We start from the raw sequence: 17275 nt of genomic DNA on the forward strand, positions 1-17275 counted from the left end.
TGGAGCCTGTCTAGGCGCTTCCCGTCTCAGCGGGATGACGGCTTTGAAACGCTGTTTGAAATCGGCGTGGTAAACATCGGCTCCGTTGCTGCAACAACGAGGGCAATGATGCTGCTGGCATTGCCAAGATCGAGCTGGTGGTCCGTCAGTTCGTCGGTGCGGCCGCGGCTTCTCGTCATCTGCGTGCGCACCCCGAGAAGGCGCGAGATGCGGAATCCGACATCGACCTCGCTCAGCCATGGCGCGATTTTTCTGAAATGCGGGACGAACTGGCGATGATGCTCGATATCCTCGACCATCGGCCGGAATATTTCCGGGTCGTCGCTGGATTGTGCAAGCGTCGTCAGATGGCGGAGCACCCCGTAACTGGAATGGGGATCGAGGCTCCAGCGGATGGATGGCCCGACAAGCGCTGCGATAAGATCGCCGGCGCAGGCAGGTGCCGGATCGGCCCGTTGAACCGCCGCCTGAAGCAATGCCAGGCGCTCCGCATTGAGGCGGAGATAGACGCGCTCGGCAGCCGAAAAAATCAGATGCTGAAGGGTTCCAAAATGATAGTTGACCGCCGCCACATTGGTGCCCGCAAGACAGGTGATCGTCCGCACCGTCACGGCATCGGGGTGCCGAGCCGCCGACAGCAGTTGCTCGCACGCAGTGCGCAATTTCTCTCGCGTATGGCTTGCTATCATACGGTTGCGTAGCGCAATTCCTGTGACATCCGAGTGAAGGTCAAGGAGAAGGCTGGCGCGGAGACCACGCCTCTCGCGCAAATCGGGTCGGGCAGGCCCGCGAGAACGCCCGTCTCCTGAAAGGGGCTACCGGCGACCGCGCCAGAGAAGCGATGAGGTTTGTCGCAACACGCCGAGCCGGTTGGGACTTTCAGTGAAAAGAGGCCACTCGAGACCAGATATACGTGCGTCGCCAAAGCGGCGGACCTTCCGCAGGTACGTAATGAAGGCGGTGAAGAACCGGAACACGCTAAGCGAAGTAGCTGTACCGGGAGGGGGCAGGAAAACAGGCCATCCCTTCGTACAACGACGTTAACGCCAGCCGCGTCGAAGCTGTCCCCTCATTGAGGTAGTGACCATTCACCTCCTCGTGCTCGGCGAAACGGACGTCATGATCCCATAAGAGGCCAAAATTACTCCTATCTACGCGCGCAATCCCTCGGACCAGACAGATGTGCGTATCGAGCTGCAGATCGAACTTTGTCAGGACTTTAGCAAGACCCGCGGCTGGCGTCTGCTCGAACCCTACTCACACAAGGCGATCAGCGGGACGGACTATAATGGTGGGTCAGCATGTGCTGTCGCGCCAACTTTCAGGCAACCTTGGCAATCAGCCCAGAACGCGAAAGCTGCTCAGCGATCATGCCGAGGAGCTTTTAGTAGAGTTTTCCCGAGTAGGAGGATTTACAAGTTTTATTGGTTTCAGGGCGTAATTGCGCCGCGACCTGTAAAATCGGCCACCTTGAACGGGTTCGAACCTCCGACTCTGTTATATTAGAACTAACGCGATGAAACTGCTCAACAGAGAACGTCGGTTTGTCGTATGGAGAACGACCGATATAGGGCCGTGCGGGGGCAGTCCGCTCCTAGCGACGGTACCACGGAAGCGGACATATCTGCTCAATGAGCCAGCGGTGCCAGACGCGGGGCTGAACAAATCTTCGCCGCTAGCTCAAGCCCATTTCCGATGTAGACATGCACGGCTTAGGCCGTGTTTGATAGATCATGGCGCTATGGTCCCAGGGAACACGGCTTTTGAGCAAGGCCCTGTTTTGGCCCAAAGCGTTTTCATTCAAAAAAGCATCCACTACAAAATCCATCAGAACGCGGACACGTCGCGGCAACTGTCCGCGGGTAAGATAGACGAGTTGCACCGCGGCGCCGAACTCGTCCTAGCCGGTCAAGACCTGTACCAGAGGGCTTATTCCCCGAGTTGTCTAATCTGTTGTTAAGATAATTACGACTTCAGTAAAGCAGAGTAAATAAGACGCTATCACACAGTAATCGCTCGATTTTTGCCATAGTGTGCCGACTTTGGTTCTCGCGTTAACGAGAGAACAACAATGAATAAATTATCGATTGCACTTCTGTCAGTGTCCGTCGTCATCGCCTCGCCGGCCTGGGCACAATTCTTCCCGCCTGTTAATGAGGCCCCCAAATCCATCATTGTCGCGCAGAATGGGCCCGGTTTTTTGAACGGCTATCGCGGCGAACCTGAGCCGAGAGGCGGGTTACGTCGTGGCCCCGATGGATGGTGGTACCCACTGTCGGCGTTTGCGGCCGGCTCGATAGTTGGCGGAGCGATCGCCGCGCAGGATGATGGTCCGCCACCTCCACCTCCGGGTTACGAGCCGCCACCACCAGGATACAGACCACCTGGCCACCGCATGCGTCAGGATTTGCCACCGGAACATTTCGCTTGGTGCGCGAAGCGTTACCGATCCTATGTCGCATCTGACAACAGCTATGTTCCGCGACCAGGAATACGCGCGCATTGCATGTCACCCTACAGCTAACGCGTAGTGTGAGAGCCGTCCTGATCGCGAAGAGCTTTCGTGATCAGGATAACGTTGAAGCGCTAATCAAGGCCTGCAAAATTGGCGTCACCCTTCCGTGCGGCTTTGATTCCGCTGCCAACGTTCTGCTTAAGAGGCGTGCTTAGCAGCCTCATCATCGCTCTGGGTTTGTTCGGCTGTACATCGGCAAGAGAGCCTTACTCTCGAGACGATGCGCGTGGCGCCGAGATTCCCGGATTTGCGAATGTGCGCACGCCTTTGGACGGCGAAGTCGGACTATTTGCCAAGAAAAGAGTACCGCGGACACCATCTCCATTGCGGCATAAATATCTGGCAATTTCTGGCGGCGGCGCTGGCGGTGCGTTCTCTGTGGGCGCTCTCAAAGGGTGGTCGCACCGCGGCGACCGTCCAACATTCGACGTTGTCAGTGGCGTCAGCACGGGAGCACTCATCGCCCCGTTTGCGTTTCTCGGCCCTGACTACGACGATACGCTGGAGCATCTATACACGAGTGGAGTCGCTGAAGATCTGCTCCAACGCAGACCAATTATTTCTGGGCTTCTCGGCGAGAGCCTATACTACCAGAAGCCTTTAATGAACATGGTCGAGCAACACGTAACGCAAGAAGTACTCGACCGAATTGCAGTGGAATACCGAAAAGGCAGAGATCTTTTTGTCCTGACGACCAATCTCGATACTCAGCGCGGTATGCTCTGGGACATGGGCGCGATTGCCGCTAGCTCGCGCCCGGATGCGCTTAATCTGTTCCGCAATGTATTGGTGGCATCTGCCAGTATTCCCGGCGCTTTTCCAGCGGTAAAGATCATTGCTACGATCGATGGTCGAACGATTTCCGAGCTTCATTCAGATGGAGCCCCGTCTTCCCAGATCGTGACTGTTCCCGAAGCGATGTTGTCGGATACGAATGTCTCGTTGCCCGCAGTCATTCGCGGGGCGGACATGTATTTCTTAATCAACAATACACTGATGCCTGAGTTTTCTGTCACGTCCAATTCGACCGTACCCGTAGTGACGCGGGCTTACGCAAGCTTGGTTAAATCTCAGACACGGCAGTCTCTCTACGCGGCCTACGAGTATTGCAGGCGTACCGGAGTAAACTTCCACATGGCAGTCATTGACGCCCCTGTCCCCTACAATTTCAGTCAACCCTTCGGCAATGTGTACATGAGGGCGGTGTTCAAGATCGGTTACGATCGCATGGAACAGGGCCGGATATGGCGACAAAAGCCTATTTTCACTCCCGGCGTACCCTAAGCCCTTTCCGGTGCAAGATAGCTGTCTCGTTTGGCGACACGAGCATGATCGCAGCTGACGAGATCGCCCGGTCGAAAATTGAACCTCTCCAGATGGCGGCGACGCTACCGAGACCGAGCGCCAGCGGAATGGTGATCGCCATGGTGATGGCAGCGAGTGTGAGCGAGTTCGGCAGGCGTTCGGCGACGAGGTTGGCAACCGGCCGGTCAGAGACATGCGAGTAACCGAGATCACCGGTCAGCAGCCCAAAAATCCACTCGAAATAACGCAGGATTGCCGGACGATCGAGACCGAGCGTTTCGCGAAGCTGGGATGCGGCTTCCGTCGTCACGGCTTGGCCAAGCAGTTCTTGTGAGGTATCGCCGGGCAACAACTCCGTGATGAAGAAGACCGCCAGCGACACGAGGAACAGCGACAGTCACTTCCAACGCATCGTGAATCCCGTCAAAGCACCACCGAGCACTTCCGCAAGGCGACCGACATCGGCTGTCGAAATCATCCCTCTGCGATTTTCTTCGAAGGGCAGGATGCCTAACCATGCTTGCAGCAAAAAAAAGCTGCTTGCTGAAAGCGCTGTGGCGCATGGCTAATTCAACGGTTGCGGCGGTGACGCTTCCAGTCCGAACGATCCCCTCAAGGAACAGTAGCAGCTCTTCTCAACTGTCTTCCGGAAGTTTCCCTTGGCTCATCCATGAGTGCGATCAAATAAAGCCATGATGACCAGCCCCGCTGTTACGCCGGCTGCAAACAGGCTCAATCCTAGAATAACACTCCTGGCTGACAGGACAGGCCGCTTGGAGACATTTGCATCGGCTTGATTGACGCCTGAGGCCTCAAGCACGATGTCTTGCTGGATCCGTTTCGGGGATGATCGAGGATCTTGCGCAGTCGGTTGCGCGGCTCCCCATGCAGGGACGTTGGCAACCGTCACCTGCCGGATCGTCTCTTCATCGTGTTTGACGGTGAATCTCACGGCGGAATCCGACTTCAACTTCGTGAGGACTTTCCGAGCGGCTTCAACTTCATCCGCACCCTCCACGAGCGACGTCTGGGTGACGAGGTAATATGGCATGCAGCATTGCTTTCTGTTCACGCGATTGCAGTGTGATCGACCAGGCCGACTTGCGCCGTCAAGGCCCCACAGCCTTGAACACTCCCACTCCTCTTCCCAAATCATGTTCGACCCGCTGGTCCGGGCCCCTCTGGTGAAAGTCTTCGGCGCTTTCACGATGTCGGACCCCATACCGACAGATGCCGTAAGACACGGGACCAGGATGATGATCGCAGACATTGCCGCATGGATTTTTACGCTATTCGTTATCGATCCGCTGCATGCCGAGATGCGGCAACATCTCGATAACGCTAACGCGCCGGTAGAGCTTGTGCAGCAGTCGCGCCAATGCCTCGCTATTGAGGTTCCACGCCTCATCGACAAGGCCGGCAATGAGCCGGGCTGGGCGACGGCTACAGCGATCGGCATCTCGATTGGGTGGATGTCACCTGAACGGGTGTTTGATGGTGCCGATCCGAGCTGCGGCGCGTTGCGCGCACTGATCAGCATTAAAAATACGCGCGAGGCGGAAGGTTGACCCTGGCAGGGCCCGACGGCGAGCACGATACCGGCACAGCGTCCAAGACCTTGTCACATCTTGTAGCAAACGCACGCACCCGGGACGGCCTGACGATTGCCGACGCTCTCGAGCTCATAGGGAGGTCCGGCTTCGGTTTCGTGATGCTTCTTCTGGCACTGCCGGCGCTGATCCCGATCCCCGGTCCTTTCGGGATGATATTCGGCTCCGCGCTCGCAATTGTTTCGCTTCAATTCGCGATCGGACTGGAATCCCTATGGCTTCCGTCGCTGCTAGCCAATCGACGCATATCGGCAAAGGCATTCGAAGCGTTGGAGCGGTATGCATCGCCGTTGGTCCGACGGATCGAACAATTTGTCCGGCCGGGTCGGATGAAGGCATTTGCCGGACCACGCATGCCCTACCTGCTTGCGCTTCCGGTCTTCTGCCTTGCAGTCGCCGTCGCTCTGCCAATCCCGTTTGGAAACCTTGCCCCCGTTGCGGCACTCTGTGCGATCGCCATCGGTCTGATCGAGCGCGACGGGCTCGTGGTTCTTGTCGGGCTTAGTATGACGGCCATCGCGCTCGGCATCACGGGAGCGCTCCTTTTCATGGCGGCTGGCGCCATCCCGTGGCTTTGACGTTCGCCCTCCCGGACATGAAGTGCGAACGTCATGGGGGCTGAAAGAATGGAGCAGACGTCAGCCACATTTCTCGCAGTCCACCCAGATATCCGTGACTGCAACTTCGAAGGCGTCCAGGATGCAAAGCCGTTCAAACTCGACTGTCCGGTGAGACAAGGATCGCAGACACTCGACAAGCTGATGTATTGCCTGAACGGATCTGAACCCAAAACACCATGTGAAACCGGCGCAAATCGTTGATACGCCGTTCAACCGGAATCTTTTGCTGTGGATGAATTCACATGGTGATTCCTCTCTCCCTTCCCATCATATGATCTTGCGCACTTCGACCTCGAAACTCAGGACGTGGTTCATCGACGGCTTTTCGGCATCCTCGCCAGGGCCGGCGCAGACGGCTTGGAGCATTGCGATCTGCTCGCGCAGAACGTCCTCCAGGCGTGGCACGAGAACGGGGAAGCGTTTCATTGCGACGTAGAGTATTCGCAGGGACAGGTTGTGATAGTGCTCGAGTGTCGTGAGAAGATATGGATTTTTCGCCGCCCGATAGATGAAACGGTGCACCCGGCGGTCAAGAGCGAGGATGTCGCTCAGCTCCCATCGGACCTTCCGTGCGCTGCAACTCATCGACCAGCGCTAGGGCCTCTACGCGCTCATATTCGCGCAGACGTTCTGCTGCCAGCCGGGTGGCGTAGGATTCAATGCGTGCCCGTGCCTCATAGACTGCGGTGAGATCGGTAATATCGACCTTGCTGACAAACGTGCCCCGGCGAGCGCCGACGACCACGAACCCGTCGTGCTGTAATCGTTGCAGGGCCTCCCGGACAGGGTCCTGCCGCTTTCAAGACTCTCCATCAGCTCGGCCTCACGCAGCAACGTGCCGGGAGGCAGTTGCGTGGTGATGATCTCTTCGCGCAGCCGAACATAGGTTCGATCGGCAAGTGTCAGCTCCGGCTCGGCATATCCTGGTTCTGTTACCAGCATTTCTTCATTCCCTTTCGACCAACCAAGCCGCTTTGGCTAAGATCGGCTCATAAATTAGGAGCCAAGGGATCAGGATGCGGGGACAAACGGCGCGGAAGTTTTCGAACTGGAACCCCGACCGCTGATGCGGCGGGCAACGACTTGGAGCTTTGACATGCGCGTACTCGTCCTCCACTCCCATCCCCTCGAAGAAAGCTTCGGCCGGGCGCTCTGCAAGCTCACCTGCGAGAGCTTGGAAAATGCCGGCCACGAGGTGGACGGCTGCAATCTCTACGAGGAGGGTTTCGATCCGGTCCTCTCCGCCCATGACCGCCGCGTCTATCACGACATTCCCGACAATCTCTCCCTCGTTCAGCCCTATGTCGAGCGCCTGAGGAAGGCGGGAGCACTTGTCATCGTCTCCCCCGTCTGGAATTTCGGTTTTCCCGCCATGCTGAAGGGCTATTTCGACCGCGTCTGGCTACCGGGCGTCTCCTTTGACCTCGTGGATGGCAAACTGACTCCGACGCTGCGCCACATCAGGAAGCTCGCAGCCGTCATGACCTACGGCGCCACCCCGATGCGCGCCTTCCTCGCCGGCAATCCGCCGAAAAAGATCGTCAAGCGCGTGATCCGCGGCCAGATCAAGATCGGAGCCCCAGTGAAGTATCTCGCCGATTACGACATGAACAACTGCACCGAACAAACCCGCTCCGCCTTCATGGCCAGGGTCCGCTGCGCGATAGAAAACTTCCGAGAGGAACGCAGCCGGTCAGACCACCGTGCCCGCCGTCACATCGACTTCTACGAGGAATTCCGGGGACGTTGAACGGAAGGCCCAAGGTCTTCTAAGCTAACTCCGCCGTCTATCGGTCTGCAGCGTCGCTGGTACATCGCAAGCCCATTGAACGTTATCTGGCCCCATTCACCAACGCTCTGTCCCAGGCGGACCTTTGAACGGGCCAGCAATGGCTGAGGTGATCCAGCCGCCGTAGAACGTCCCGGCTTGGGGCACAACGGCCTCGTCGTCTACGAGGCACAAGTCCATGGCCTTTGGGTAGAAGGCTATGAAACTCTTAATCAGGGCAAAGGATGTCGTGGGATGCGCATAGGCCCAGGCTGCGTTCCTGCTCGTTTTGTCGCCCGATTGAATATCGAAATAGCGCGCCTGTCCTTTCCACTCGCAGATCGACCTGCTGCTGCTCTCAAGCAGCATAGAGAGATCTACGTCGGCGGGCGGAAAATAATAGGTCGGCGGATGGCTTGTTTCGATCGTGCGCACTGCGGCCGTCGTCTCCGCGAGAACGCGGCCGTTGTAGATGATTTTCAAATGATTGCGCACAGGCTGGGCGATGCTCGGCCTCGGGAAAGACCAGACACTCTCCTGCCCGGGCAGGCATGGGTCTGGAACGGGATAAGTAAGTGTAGCCATGATGTCCTCCAGTCCGTGCCAGGATGCATCAGCGACGGTAATTTACAAGGGCGGAAGGGTGACATGGCTGGTCCTCGCAATCGGCCGTCTCAACAAACATTCAACCTGCGCCGCAGCCGCCGGCGCATTTCAACAAGATGCTGGGCGAGCGCGCCGACACATCAGCTGATGAGAAGGTTATTATCAACGACATTGCTCACATACAGGCTAAAACAAACCCGGTCGTCGCTCAGATAATCTCTATTGTCCGCAACGGGAACAGTGCAGACGCTTAAGTCCTGCTGATGCAAAAGGCCCGCCCATACTTCGTGGAATGGCTGGCCGCAATCAACCGCTTCATCGACTAACAGGAGACACAGAACAAGACGATCGGTGCTGATGTCTCGGAGGCTGCCGGCAGCTTTCCCTACCTGCAGATGATCGGACTTGGATCTGCACTGGTTCTCGCCGCCCTCTCAATCTGGGCCGTCATCGCCAGCGTCACCGTCCCCCTCAACGCGATTGCAAAGGCAATAGGCTCGCTTGCGCACCGCAACGTCGATTTCTTGATATATAGCGAAGGCAGATCAGACGAAATCGGCGCGATGGCCTCAACCGTCGCGATCTTCCGCGACAAGGCCCGCGAACGCAGTCGTCTCGAAGAAGAGGCCTCCGCGAACCGCCCCATGTCGGAACAGGAGAGAATGGAGCGGGAGAAGCGCCGAGCGGTTCAAAGCGACTTCTGAGACCGTAGGGCGTTGGTGCGCGGATCAGCAAATATGCGAAAGTCGAGGTTAGATGAGGCGATTGCCTGGTTGCTCCGTCAAGGGTTGGCAACGGACCCGCATCGAGGTCAGGCAATCCACGAATACGCGTCGCCTTAACCGTGATGGCGACGCGCAGCGGGATCGGGGATCGGGACGGCAGCCATCAACGCCCGCGTATAGTCGTCCTTCGGCTGTTCGAAGACGTCGCGGCGGCGGCCCATCTCGACGATCGACCCACCGCGCATCACGGCCACATTGTGAGACATGCGCTCGATCACCGCCATGTCGTGGCTGATGAACAGATAGGCGATGCCCATCGTCTCCTGCAGTTCCAGCATCAGGTCCAGCACGCGTGCACGCACCGAGACGTCGAGCGCCGCAACGCTTTCGTCGGCGACGATGAGCTTGGGTTCGAGAGCCAGCGCCCGGGCGATGCAGATGCGCTGGCGCTGGCCGCCTGAAAACTCGTGCGGATAACGGCTGGTGGCCTCCGGCGGCAGCCCGACGCGGCGAAGCAGGTCTGCGACACGGTCCTGCCGCTCGGTTCTGTTGCCGATACCGTGGATGACCAAGGGTTCGGCGATCGCCCGACCGACAGCCATGCGCGGATCGAGCGAGGCATAGGGATCCTGGAAGATCATCTGCGCCGACCGGCGCACAGCCTGCATATCGCGCTGGCTAAGCATGCCGATCTCGCGGCCGTCGATCATCACATGGCCGGTGAAGGGAATAAGGCCGAGGACCGCCTTTCCGGTGGTCGATTTGCCCGATCCGCTTTCGCCGACCAAACCCAGCGTCTCGCCGGGCAGGATATCGAAGGCGACGTCGCTGACCGCATTCACCGGCGGCTTGCCCTTGAAAATCCGGCCGGCGACGCTGCCATAGCTGACGCCGAGATCGCGGACATTGAGGACAGGCGACCGATCGGGCGCGGGAAGCGGCTGCTTCGGTTCGGCCGAGACACGCGGCGGACCGTCGGTTCCCGCATGCGCACCAAGGATCGGCACGGCGGCCAGCAACTGCTGCGTATAGGCCGCCTGCGGCCGGTGGAAGATATCGATGACACCGCCCTGCTCGACGATCCCGCCGTTCTGCAGGATGACGACGCGGTCGGCCATTTCCGCCACAACACCCATGTCGTGGGTGATCATAATGATCGAGGTGTCGAACTCGCGCTTCAATTCGCGCATCAGCTTCAGGATCTGCGCCTGCACCGTCACATCGAGCGCGGTTGTCGGCTCGTCGGCGATCAGCACTTTCGGCCGGCAGGACAGCGCCATGGCGATCATCACCCGCTGCCGCATGCCGCCGGAAAGCTCGTGCGGAAACTGCTTCATCCGGCGTGCCGGTTCGGTCATATGCACCGCATCGAGCATCTGCAGCGCCACGGCGTCGGCATTGTCGCGGCCCTGATGCTCGCGGATCGCTTCGGTCAGCTGCGCGCCGATCGAGATCACGGGATTGAGCGACGTCATCGGCTCCTGGAAGATCATCGCGATATCGCCGCCCCGCACCGCGCGCATCGCCCGATCGGAAAGCGATGTCAGGTCGCGATCGCCGAGCAGAATCTTGCCCGCGGTGACAGTGAGAGAGGCCTTCGGCAACAGTCCCATGATCGACAGCGATGTGACGGATTTGCCCGACCCGGATTCGCCCGCGATGCAGAGCGTTTCGCCCGCCGCCAGATCGAAGCTCACGTTTCGCAGAACCGGCTTGCGCCCCTCGGGCGTTCGCGCATCGACATCGAGATCGCGGACGCTGAGGATCGGCATTGCAGCTGTGGCGGAATGCTCGTTCACGCGAAGACGATCCGCGGGAAGTAGAACGACACCACCCAGTTCGGCGCATCGACGATCTCGCTGATCCTGAGATCGCCGCAGACGGAACAAAGCATATAGGCATCGACCGGGTTCAACCCGTGCTCGACGGTCAAAAGATCGATCATCCGCATGACACTTTCGCGCGCACCGGTCATCAGGTCCGGCCCGATACCGGTCGTGACTTCGTATCCGGCGCCGTCGAGATGGCGGGTCACGGGCTCGGTAACCGTAAAGCGCGGCGACTGGAGCTTCGCATCCTTGACCAGCTCGATCGTCGCCTCGACATTCATCTGGCTTTCGATCGCCGTGCCGCAGACCTCACCGTCGCCCTGGGCGGCATGCGTATCGCCGATCGAAAACAGCGCACCTTCGACTTCAACCGGCAGGTAGAGCGTGACGCCGGCCGACAGGTCGCGAATATCGAGGTTGCCCCCGACACGGCGCGGCGGCACGACCGAATGGGTCCCCGGTTCGGCAGGAGCGACACCGATCGTCCCTGCAAACGGTTTCAGCGGCACCCGTCCGCCGGGGCCAAACAGCGACGGCGCCATGGTGGCCGTATCATAGGTCCAGACATGCAGCGCCGGGTCCTTGAACTGGTCGGCCAGAAGACCGAAGCCCGGAATGTTGGCCGTCCAGCCGACGCCTGACGGAATGAACCTGCGCAGCGTGACCTTCAGCGCGTCGCCCGGCTTGGCGCCTTCCACATAAACAGGTCCGGAAACCGGATTGATCTTGCCGAAATCGAGGCTGTTCAGCGTCTCCAGCGTCGCATCACGCCCGAGCTGGCCGCCGGAGGAATCCAGGCACTCGAAATGGATCGTCTCGCCCGGTTTCGCGACCACTGCCGGTTCGAAATCCTTGTTCCAGCCAAAATTATGCTGAGCGCGATGAATGGTGTGGGTACAGGCTATGCACATGGGGTCTCTCCCTTCATTCCTATCGAAACCCTCCCGGCTTCCTGGCCGGGAGGGTAACTGCGAGAAGGCTTACTGCTTCACGAAGATCGCGTCGTAATTGATGACGCGGGTCGGATCGATGTAGATGTTGTCGGCACCGCCCATGCGCAGCGACTTGGCGACGACGCGGCGCTCATTGATGACCGGAACCCATGGCGCATCGGCCATGATGTCGGTGAAGACCTTGCCCCAGGCAGCGGTACGCTCCGCAGCCTTTGCAGGATCGGACATGGAGTCTGCCGCAACGGCGCGGGCATCGAGATCCTTGTTGCAGTACCAGGACCAGTTCCAGCCGCCCTGTACGGCACCGGCACAGCCGAGGATCGGGCCGTAGAAGTTCGACGCGTCCGGGAAGTCGGCGATCCAGGCCATGCCGCCCGACCAGATCATCGGCGCTTCGCCTTCCGTGCCGCCGGCAGCAATCACGTTCGCCTGGGCAAGCGCCCGGATTTCGGCCTTGACGCCGATTGCTGCCAGATCCTGCTGGATGGCCTGGGCAATGCGCGGCTGCGGATCGGTATTCGTCGAGTAGAGCACGGTCTCGAAACCGTCGGCAAAGCCCGCTTCCGCAAGCAGCGCCTTGGCTTTGGCAACGTCGTAGGCATAGCCGGTAAACGACTTGTCGTAACCGGGCATCAGCGGCGGCAACGGCTGGTTGGCAGGCGTGGCGCGGCCGTTGAGGATACGCGCGACGCGATCCTTGTTGACCGCCATGTTGAGGGCCTGACGCACCTTGACGTTGTCAAACGGCTTCATCTTGGTGTTGAGCGTGATGTAGCCCGTATGCAGCTGCTCGCCGTCGACGATGATCCGGGCGCCGTCGGGCGAGTTCTTGATCTCCAGGAACTTTGCCGGCGGGATGCCGTCACCGGCGATATCGACCTCGCCCTTCTGCACGCGCAGCAAGGCAACCAGCGGTTCCTGGCCGACTTCGACGGTGAACTTGTCGATATGCGGCATGTCCTTGACGTAATAGGCCGGGTTCTTCTCGAACACGAGACGCTGTCCGATCGTCCATTCCTTCAGAGTGAACGTACCGGAGCCGACCGGGTTCTTGCCGAAATCGCCGCCGGCTGCCTCGACGGCTTCCTTCGGCACGACCGAGGCAAAGTTGATCGCGAGCACGTGCAGGAAGGTCGCATCGGGGCGCGACAGCTTGAACACGACCGTGCCGGCATCCGGCGTCTCGATGCCTGACAATGTCGTCGACTTGCCACCCGTCACGTCCTCGAAGCCATTGATGGCGCCGAAGAAGCCGGCACCGGGGCCTTGCGTCTTCGGATCGACGGCACGCTCGATCGAGTATTTGACGTCGGAGGCGACGACTTCGCGACCGTTCGAGAATTTTACGCCCTTGCGGAGCTTGAACGTGTAGGTCAGCCCGTCCGGAGCGACCTCAAAGCTTTCGGCGAGCGACGGCACCGGGTTCGGCGTGCCCGGCTCGTAATCCATCAGGCGCGAATAAAGGCTCTTGATCATCGACCAGTTGACCCAGTCGTAACCGATCGCCGGATCGAGCGTGGTGATGTCGTCCTTGTAGGTGACGACGATATCGCCGCCCTGCTGCGGTGCGCCCTGCGCCATGGCGGACATCGTGCCCACGGGGGCGATTGCCACCATGGTTGCAACGGTTGTGTTTCGAAGCCAGCGTTTGAACATGTCGTTCCCCTTTTTGTTGCTGTCAGCGGGTTCTAATGCGCGGGTCGATGACCGGCGCGATGAGGTCTGCAACGAGGTTGCCGAGAATGATGGCGAGCGCAGAGGTGAGCGTGACGCCCATGATGATCGGAATATCCACCTGCTGGATCGCCTGCCAGGCCAGCTGGCCGATGCCCGGCCAGCCATAGACGGCCTCGACAACGACGACACCGCCCATGAACTGACCGATGTCGATGCCGATCATGGCGATGACCGGAAGCACCGCATTGGGCAGCGCATGGCGCAAGGTGATGCGGCGCGACGACAACCCTTTGGCGCGCGCCGTGCGAACGTAATCCTGGTTCAGCACGTCGATCATTGCCGAGCGGACCATGCGGGCATACCACCCGGCACCGAGCACGCCGAGCGTGGCGGCCGGCAGAACCACATGCGAAAACGTGCCGTAGCCGCTCATCGGAAACCAGCCGAGCGTTGCGGCAAACACATAAAGCAGCAGCAGCGCCACCACGAATTGCGGCGCCGACACGCCGACAAAGGATGCCATCATCACCACCCGGTCGACAAACCCGCCGCGGCGGACGGCAGCGATCGTTCCAAGCGTCAGCCCGAGCACCACTTCGACGACGATGCCGGAAAACATCAGCGTCAGGGTGGCCGGCAGCCGCGCCATGATCAGCGTCGCCACTTCGGTCTTCTGCGCATAGGAGCGACCGAGATTGCCCTGCAGCAGGTTGGAGAGATAGGACCAGAACTGCACCGGCAACGACTGGTCGAGGCCGAGTTCGCGGCGGATGTTGGCGACCGTCTGCGCCGTTGCGCTGCGGCCGGCAATCATCCGGGCCGGATCCGCCGGCAGGGCGTAGAGCAGCACGAAGGTGATCGCCGCGACCCCGAGCAGGATCAGCGCCATCTGCACCACGCGCCGGAGAAAGAGCATCGCCATCAGCCGCGTCCCCGCTGCGTCGGATCGAGAATGTCGCGAAGGGCGTCACCGACGAGGTTGAAGGAGAGTGCCGTCAGTAGAATGATCGCGCCGGGGAAAAACACCAGCCACGGTGCCGCCTGGAAATAGCTCTGGCTCTCGAAGATGATATTGCCCCATGACGGCTGCGGCGGCTGCACACCGATCCCGAGGAAGGACAGCGTCGCTTCGAGAAGCACGGTCGTCGCGATGCCGAGCGTGCCCCAGACGATCGCTGTAGGCATCAGATGCGGCAGGATATGCAGGAACAGGATCCGCCCGTGACCGGCACCGAGCGAACGTTCGGCCATGATGAAGTCGCGCTCCACCAGCCCGCGGGTCTCGGTATAGACGATCCGGGCGACCTGCACCCAGTTGACCAGCGCGATCACCATCGCGACGATCCAGAGGCTCGGGCGAAGCAGGGCGGCCAGCACGATTGCCAGCAGCAGCGCCGGAAACGCCATCATCAGATCGGTAAACCGCATCAGGAGCGTGCCGAAGAAGCCGCGCACGTAACCTGCGACGATGCCGACGAACAGCCCGATCGTGACCGCCACGCCATTGGCGACGAGCCCGATGATCAGCGATGTGCGGGCGCCGTAGAGAAGACGCGAAAACAGGTCCCGACCCAGCGTGTCGGTGCCGAGCAGAAACGGTCCGCCCGGCGGCAGCGGGGCGCCTTCCAGCGAAAGCCCGTCGAACATCTGGTTGTCAGGATCGAACGGCGCGATCATCGGCGCGGCGAGCGCTGCAATGACGACCGTGAGGACGATGAGAATGCCGAACAACGCGACCGGCTGCCTCAGAAGCTCCTTGAACACCCGCATCAGATCGCCTCCGGGAGCGGTTCGGCGCCGGCAACGATAAAGGCCGCGATCTGCTCCATCGGCAAGCGGCGGCGCATGGCGCATTCGCGCAGCGTCCGATAGGCCTGATCCTCGCCGATGGCATGCGAGACCATCAGACGCTCGACCGCCGCATAGACCAGCGGGCGCAGGCGCGAGCGCTCCTCCAGATGCCGGATGCGATCCTGCGCCTCCTCGCGCTCCTGCTGGATGGACAGCGCCATGACGAGCGCGGGATAGACGGCGGAACTGGCGACGGGCTTGGCGATGATGGCGCCCGCCCCTTGCGACAGCGCCCAGGCAATGCGACCGGGCGCTTCCGATCCGAGCAGTGCGACGACGGGGCGAAGCGGTGCCTGCCTGTCGAACGGCAGGAGATCGTCCCAGCCCTGGTCCGCATCGACCATGATGATGTCGGGCAGATCGCCGGGCGATAGCGGCGCCCACTGGACATTTGCCTCGACACCGAGCAGCCGAAGCTGGCGCACGAGCTTTTCGGTATTGCCGTCTTCGCGGTGGAGGATCGTGACCTTTGAGCCGGCGAAAGTCGGGGTCTGCCTCATGACACCACCCGCAGTCTCGGCTGCAGACGATTGCCGCCGGTGAGATAAGGATCTGCCGCAAGCGGCGGCCGCGAAGCGATCACGTCGAAACTGTTGGAACTGTTGATGCGGCCGAGATGGAAGGGCAGCGCCGCATGGTTGGTTTCCGCATCGATGGCAAGCGGCCCAAACAGGCTCGGCCAGGGCTGGCGGCTGAGCTGCTGCCGCACGGCCCGCGGATCGTCGGTACTCGCCGCCGAAATTGCCGCAAGTGCGAGTTTGACCGCCGTGTAGGCGCTCGCAAAGACACTCGACACCCGGCGCTCGCCGAACCTCGCATGAACATTCCGCTTGAAGCGCGCGTTTTCGGACGTCGCCAGCGTATCGAAATAGGAGGCGGCGCAAAGCTGCCCCGTGGCAGCACCCGGCGCGATATCGACAAGCTCGCATTCCATCAGATCGCAGCTGACGACCGGGCAGACCTCAGGCCGAAACGCAGGCTCCCTGTCAGCCAGCGCCCGCATCGCGGCCAGAAACGCATAGCTCGAAGGCCCGATAAGGTTGTTCAGAATGAAACTTGGACGCCGCTGCTCGATCTCCGCGATGATCCGTTCGACGGCGGTTTCATCAAGCGGCAGGTAACGCTCACCGAGAACCTCGCCGCCGGCACTGCCCACCAGTTCGCGCGCCAGCCGGTTCATTTCCCAGCCCCAGACATAGTTGGCGCCGACCAGATAGGGCCGCTTGCCATAGCGCGGGATGAGATACTCGAACAGCGGCAGGAGGTGCTGGTTCGGACAGCCGCCGAGATAGATGACGCTCTCATTGGCCTCGAACCCCTCGTAGGGGCACATGTACCAGAGAAGACCGTCATGCTTTTCGATCAGCGGCAGGACTTCCTTGCGGGCAGCCGAAGTGATGGTGCCGACGATGTGGCGGCATCCCTGTCTTAGCAGATCGCGGGCACCATCCAGATAGGCGGCAAGATCCGCGTGGGGATCGAAGAACAGAGCATCGACGCCGCCATCAGACACGTCGCCGAATTCGGCAATCGCGAGATCGGCACCGTCGCGCGCGTCCCGCCCCATCGACCCATAGGGTCCGGTTGTCGAAAAGAGAATGCCAATCCTGATCGGGTCGCTCATGCGGGTGCACCAAAACCAAAAAACCCCACAACGCAGATCCCGCACGGGGCGGGGCGATGTGAGGCGAAGCTGCCTGGAGACAATCGAAGTCATGTGATGCGGCGGCGCATGCCTATTCCGCGAGCTTGAGTAAAATACAGGCAGCACTGCGTTGTCAAGTGCGACGGGTCTTCGACTTCGGGATCGCACGCT

Annotated in this window: 19 protein-coding genes; 6 read left to right on the forward strand and 13 right to left on the reverse strand. The window is 60.3% G+C overall.

The window, feature by feature from the left end; translation table 11 throughout:
* Positions 1–26: 26 nt before the first annotated feature.
* Positions 27–662 (reverse strand): TetR family transcriptional regulator, encoded by a 636-nt coding sequence (locus ACQY1J_RS02495; RefSeq protein ID WP_430249227.1) that lies wholly within the window; start codon positions 660–662, stop codon positions 27–29.
* 1733 nt (positions 663–2395) lie between these two features.
* On the opposite strand from ACQY1J_RS02495, the gene ACQY1J_RS02500 reads away from it, so the two are divergent.
* Together ACQY1J_RS02500 and ACQY1J_RS02505 are read left to right on the forward strand one after the other, a co-directional pair.
* Positions 2396–2524, forward strand: a complete 129-nt coding sequence (locus tag ACQY1J_RS02500; protein ID WP_430245997.1) for a BA14K family protein — start codon at positions 2396–2398, stop codon at positions 2522–2524.
* Between the two features lie 81 nt (positions 2525–2605).
* A complete protein-coding gene (locus ACQY1J_RS02505; RefSeq protein WP_430249229.1) occupies positions 2606–3799 on the forward strand; it encodes a patatin-like phospholipase family protein in 1194 nt (397 codons plus the stop codon).
* On the opposite strand, the gene ACQY1J_RS02510 is transcribed toward ACQY1J_RS02505, so the two are convergent.
* Together ACQY1J_RS02510 and ACQY1J_RS02515 are read right to left on the reverse strand one after the other, a co-directional pair.
* Complete coding sequence (locus ACQY1J_RS02510; protein ID WP_430249230.1) at positions 3780–4202, reverse strand: hypothetical protein; 423 nt, start codon at positions 4200–4202, stop codon at positions 3780–3782. The genes ACQY1J_RS02505 and ACQY1J_RS02510 overlap by 20 nt on opposite strands.
* Positions 4203–4484: 282 nt before the next feature.
* Positions 4485–4871, reverse strand: coding sequence for a hypothetical protein (locus ACQY1J_RS02515; RefSeq protein ID WP_062463197.1), 387 nt, complete (start codon positions 4869–4871; stop codon positions 4485–4487).
* Between the two features lie 202 nt (positions 4872–5073).
* Here ACQY1J_RS02515 and ACQY1J_RS02520 point away from each other — a divergent pair, with 202 nt between their 5' ends.
* Both ACQY1J_RS02520 and ACQY1J_RS02525 read left to right on the forward strand, forming a co-directional pair.
* Complete coding sequence (locus tag ACQY1J_RS02520; RefSeq protein ID WP_245341439.1) at positions 5074–5388, forward strand: hypothetical protein; 315 nt, start codon at positions 5074–5076, stop codon at positions 5386–5388.
* Entirely contained in the window at positions 5385–6008 is a 624-nt protein-coding gene (locus tag ACQY1J_RS02525; protein ID WP_430249231.1) for an exopolysaccharide biosynthesis protein, read from the forward strand. Before ACQY1J_RS02520 ends, ACQY1J_RS02525 begins: the two co-directional genes overlap by 4 nt.
* 309 nt (positions 6009–6317) lie before the next feature.
* Here the strand turns inward: ACQY1J_RS02525 and ACQY1J_RS02530 are convergent, their stop codons facing one another.
* Together ACQY1J_RS02530 and ACQY1J_RS02535 are read right to left on the reverse strand one after the other, a co-directional pair.
* Complete coding sequence (locus ACQY1J_RS02530) at positions 6318–6635, reverse strand: FCD domain-containing protein (RefSeq protein WP_430249232.1); 318 nt, start codon at positions 6633–6635, stop codon at positions 6318–6320.
* 18 nt (positions 6636–6653) lie between these two features.
* Positions 6654–6992 (reverse strand): hypothetical protein, encoded by a 339-nt coding sequence (locus tag ACQY1J_RS02535; protein ID WP_342344782.1) that lies wholly within the window; start codon positions 6990–6992, stop codon positions 6654–6656.
* A gap of 154 nt (positions 6993–7146) precedes the next feature.
* On the opposite strand from ACQY1J_RS02535, the gene ACQY1J_RS02540 reads away from it, so the two are divergent.
* Positions 7147–7800: an NAD(P)H-dependent oxidoreductase gene (locus ACQY1J_RS02540; protein ID WP_430249233.1), complete on the forward strand. Its 654-nt coding sequence runs from the start codon at positions 7147–7149 to the stop codon at positions 7798–7800.
* A 96-nt stretch (positions 7801–7896) separates the two neighbouring features.
* Here ACQY1J_RS02540 and ACQY1J_RS02545 read toward each other — a convergent pair whose 3' ends face one another.
* A complete protein-coding gene (locus ACQY1J_RS02545) occupies positions 7897–8403 on the reverse strand; it encodes a DUF427 domain-containing protein (protein ID WP_430249235.1) in 507 nt (168 codons plus the stop codon).
* A 416-nt stretch (positions 8404–8819) separates the two neighbouring features.
* Between ACQY1J_RS02545 and ACQY1J_RS02550 the strand changes: the two genes are divergently transcribed.
* Complete coding sequence (locus ACQY1J_RS02550; protein WP_192078321.1) at positions 8820–9128, forward strand: hypothetical protein; 309 nt, start codon at positions 8820–8822, stop codon at positions 9126–9128.
* A gap of 134 nt (positions 9129–9262) precedes the next feature.
* Here ACQY1J_RS02550 and ACQY1J_RS02555 read toward each other — a convergent pair whose 3' ends face one another.
* The 7 genes from ACQY1J_RS02555 to ACQY1J_RS02585 form a co-directional block, all read right to left on the reverse strand.
* Positions 9263–10921 carry an ABC transporter ATP-binding protein gene (locus tag ACQY1J_RS02555; RefSeq protein ID WP_430250005.1) on the reverse strand — a complete coding sequence of 553 codons (1659 nt, stop codon included), beginning with the start codon at positions 10919–10921 and terminating at the stop codon, positions 9263–9265.
* 23 nt (positions 10922–10944) lie between these two features.
* The gene (locus ACQY1J_RS02560) at positions 10945–11889 is read right to left on the reverse strand and encodes an acetamidase/formamidase family protein (protein WP_430249237.1); all 945 of its coding nucleotides are present in this window, start codon (positions 11887–11889) and stop codon (positions 10945–10947) included.
* 69 nt (positions 11890–11958) lie between these two features.
* Positions 11959–13587 (reverse strand): ABC transporter substrate-binding protein, encoded by a 1629-nt coding sequence (locus ACQY1J_RS02565; protein WP_430249238.1) that lies wholly within the window; start codon positions 13585–13587, stop codon positions 11959–11961.
* Between the two features lie 22 nt (positions 13588–13609).
* Positions 13610–14530 carry an ABC transporter permease gene (locus tag ACQY1J_RS02570; RefSeq protein WP_430249239.1) on the reverse strand — a complete coding sequence of 307 codons (921 nt, stop codon included), beginning with the start codon at positions 14528–14530 and terminating at the stop codon, positions 13610–13612.
* On the reverse strand, positions 14530–15378 hold the full coding sequence (locus tag ACQY1J_RS02575; RefSeq protein WP_174197818.1) for an ABC transporter permease: 849 nt from the start codon (positions 15376–15378) through the stop codon (positions 14530–14532). Before ACQY1J_RS02575 ends, ACQY1J_RS02570 begins: the two co-directional genes overlap by 1 nt.
* Positions 15378–15959, reverse strand: a complete 582-nt coding sequence (locus ACQY1J_RS02580; RefSeq protein WP_113111355.1) for an ANTAR domain-containing protein — start codon at positions 15957–15959, stop codon at positions 15378–15380. Before ACQY1J_RS02580 ends, ACQY1J_RS02575 begins: the two co-directional genes overlap by 1 nt.
* On the reverse strand, positions 15956–17083 hold the full coding sequence (locus ACQY1J_RS02585; protein WP_430249240.1) for a transporter substrate-binding protein: 1128 nt from the start codon (positions 17081–17083) through the stop codon (positions 15956–15958). Before ACQY1J_RS02585 ends, ACQY1J_RS02580 begins: the two co-directional genes overlap by 4 nt.
* Between the last annotated feature and the right edge of the window lie 192 nt (positions 17084–17275).

This window comes from Neorhizobium sp. DAR64860/K0K1 (assembly GCF_050500205.1).
GTDB classification, from domain to species: Bacteria; Pseudomonadota; Alphaproteobacteria; order Rhizobiales; family Rhizobiaceae; genus Neorhizobium; species Neorhizobium soli.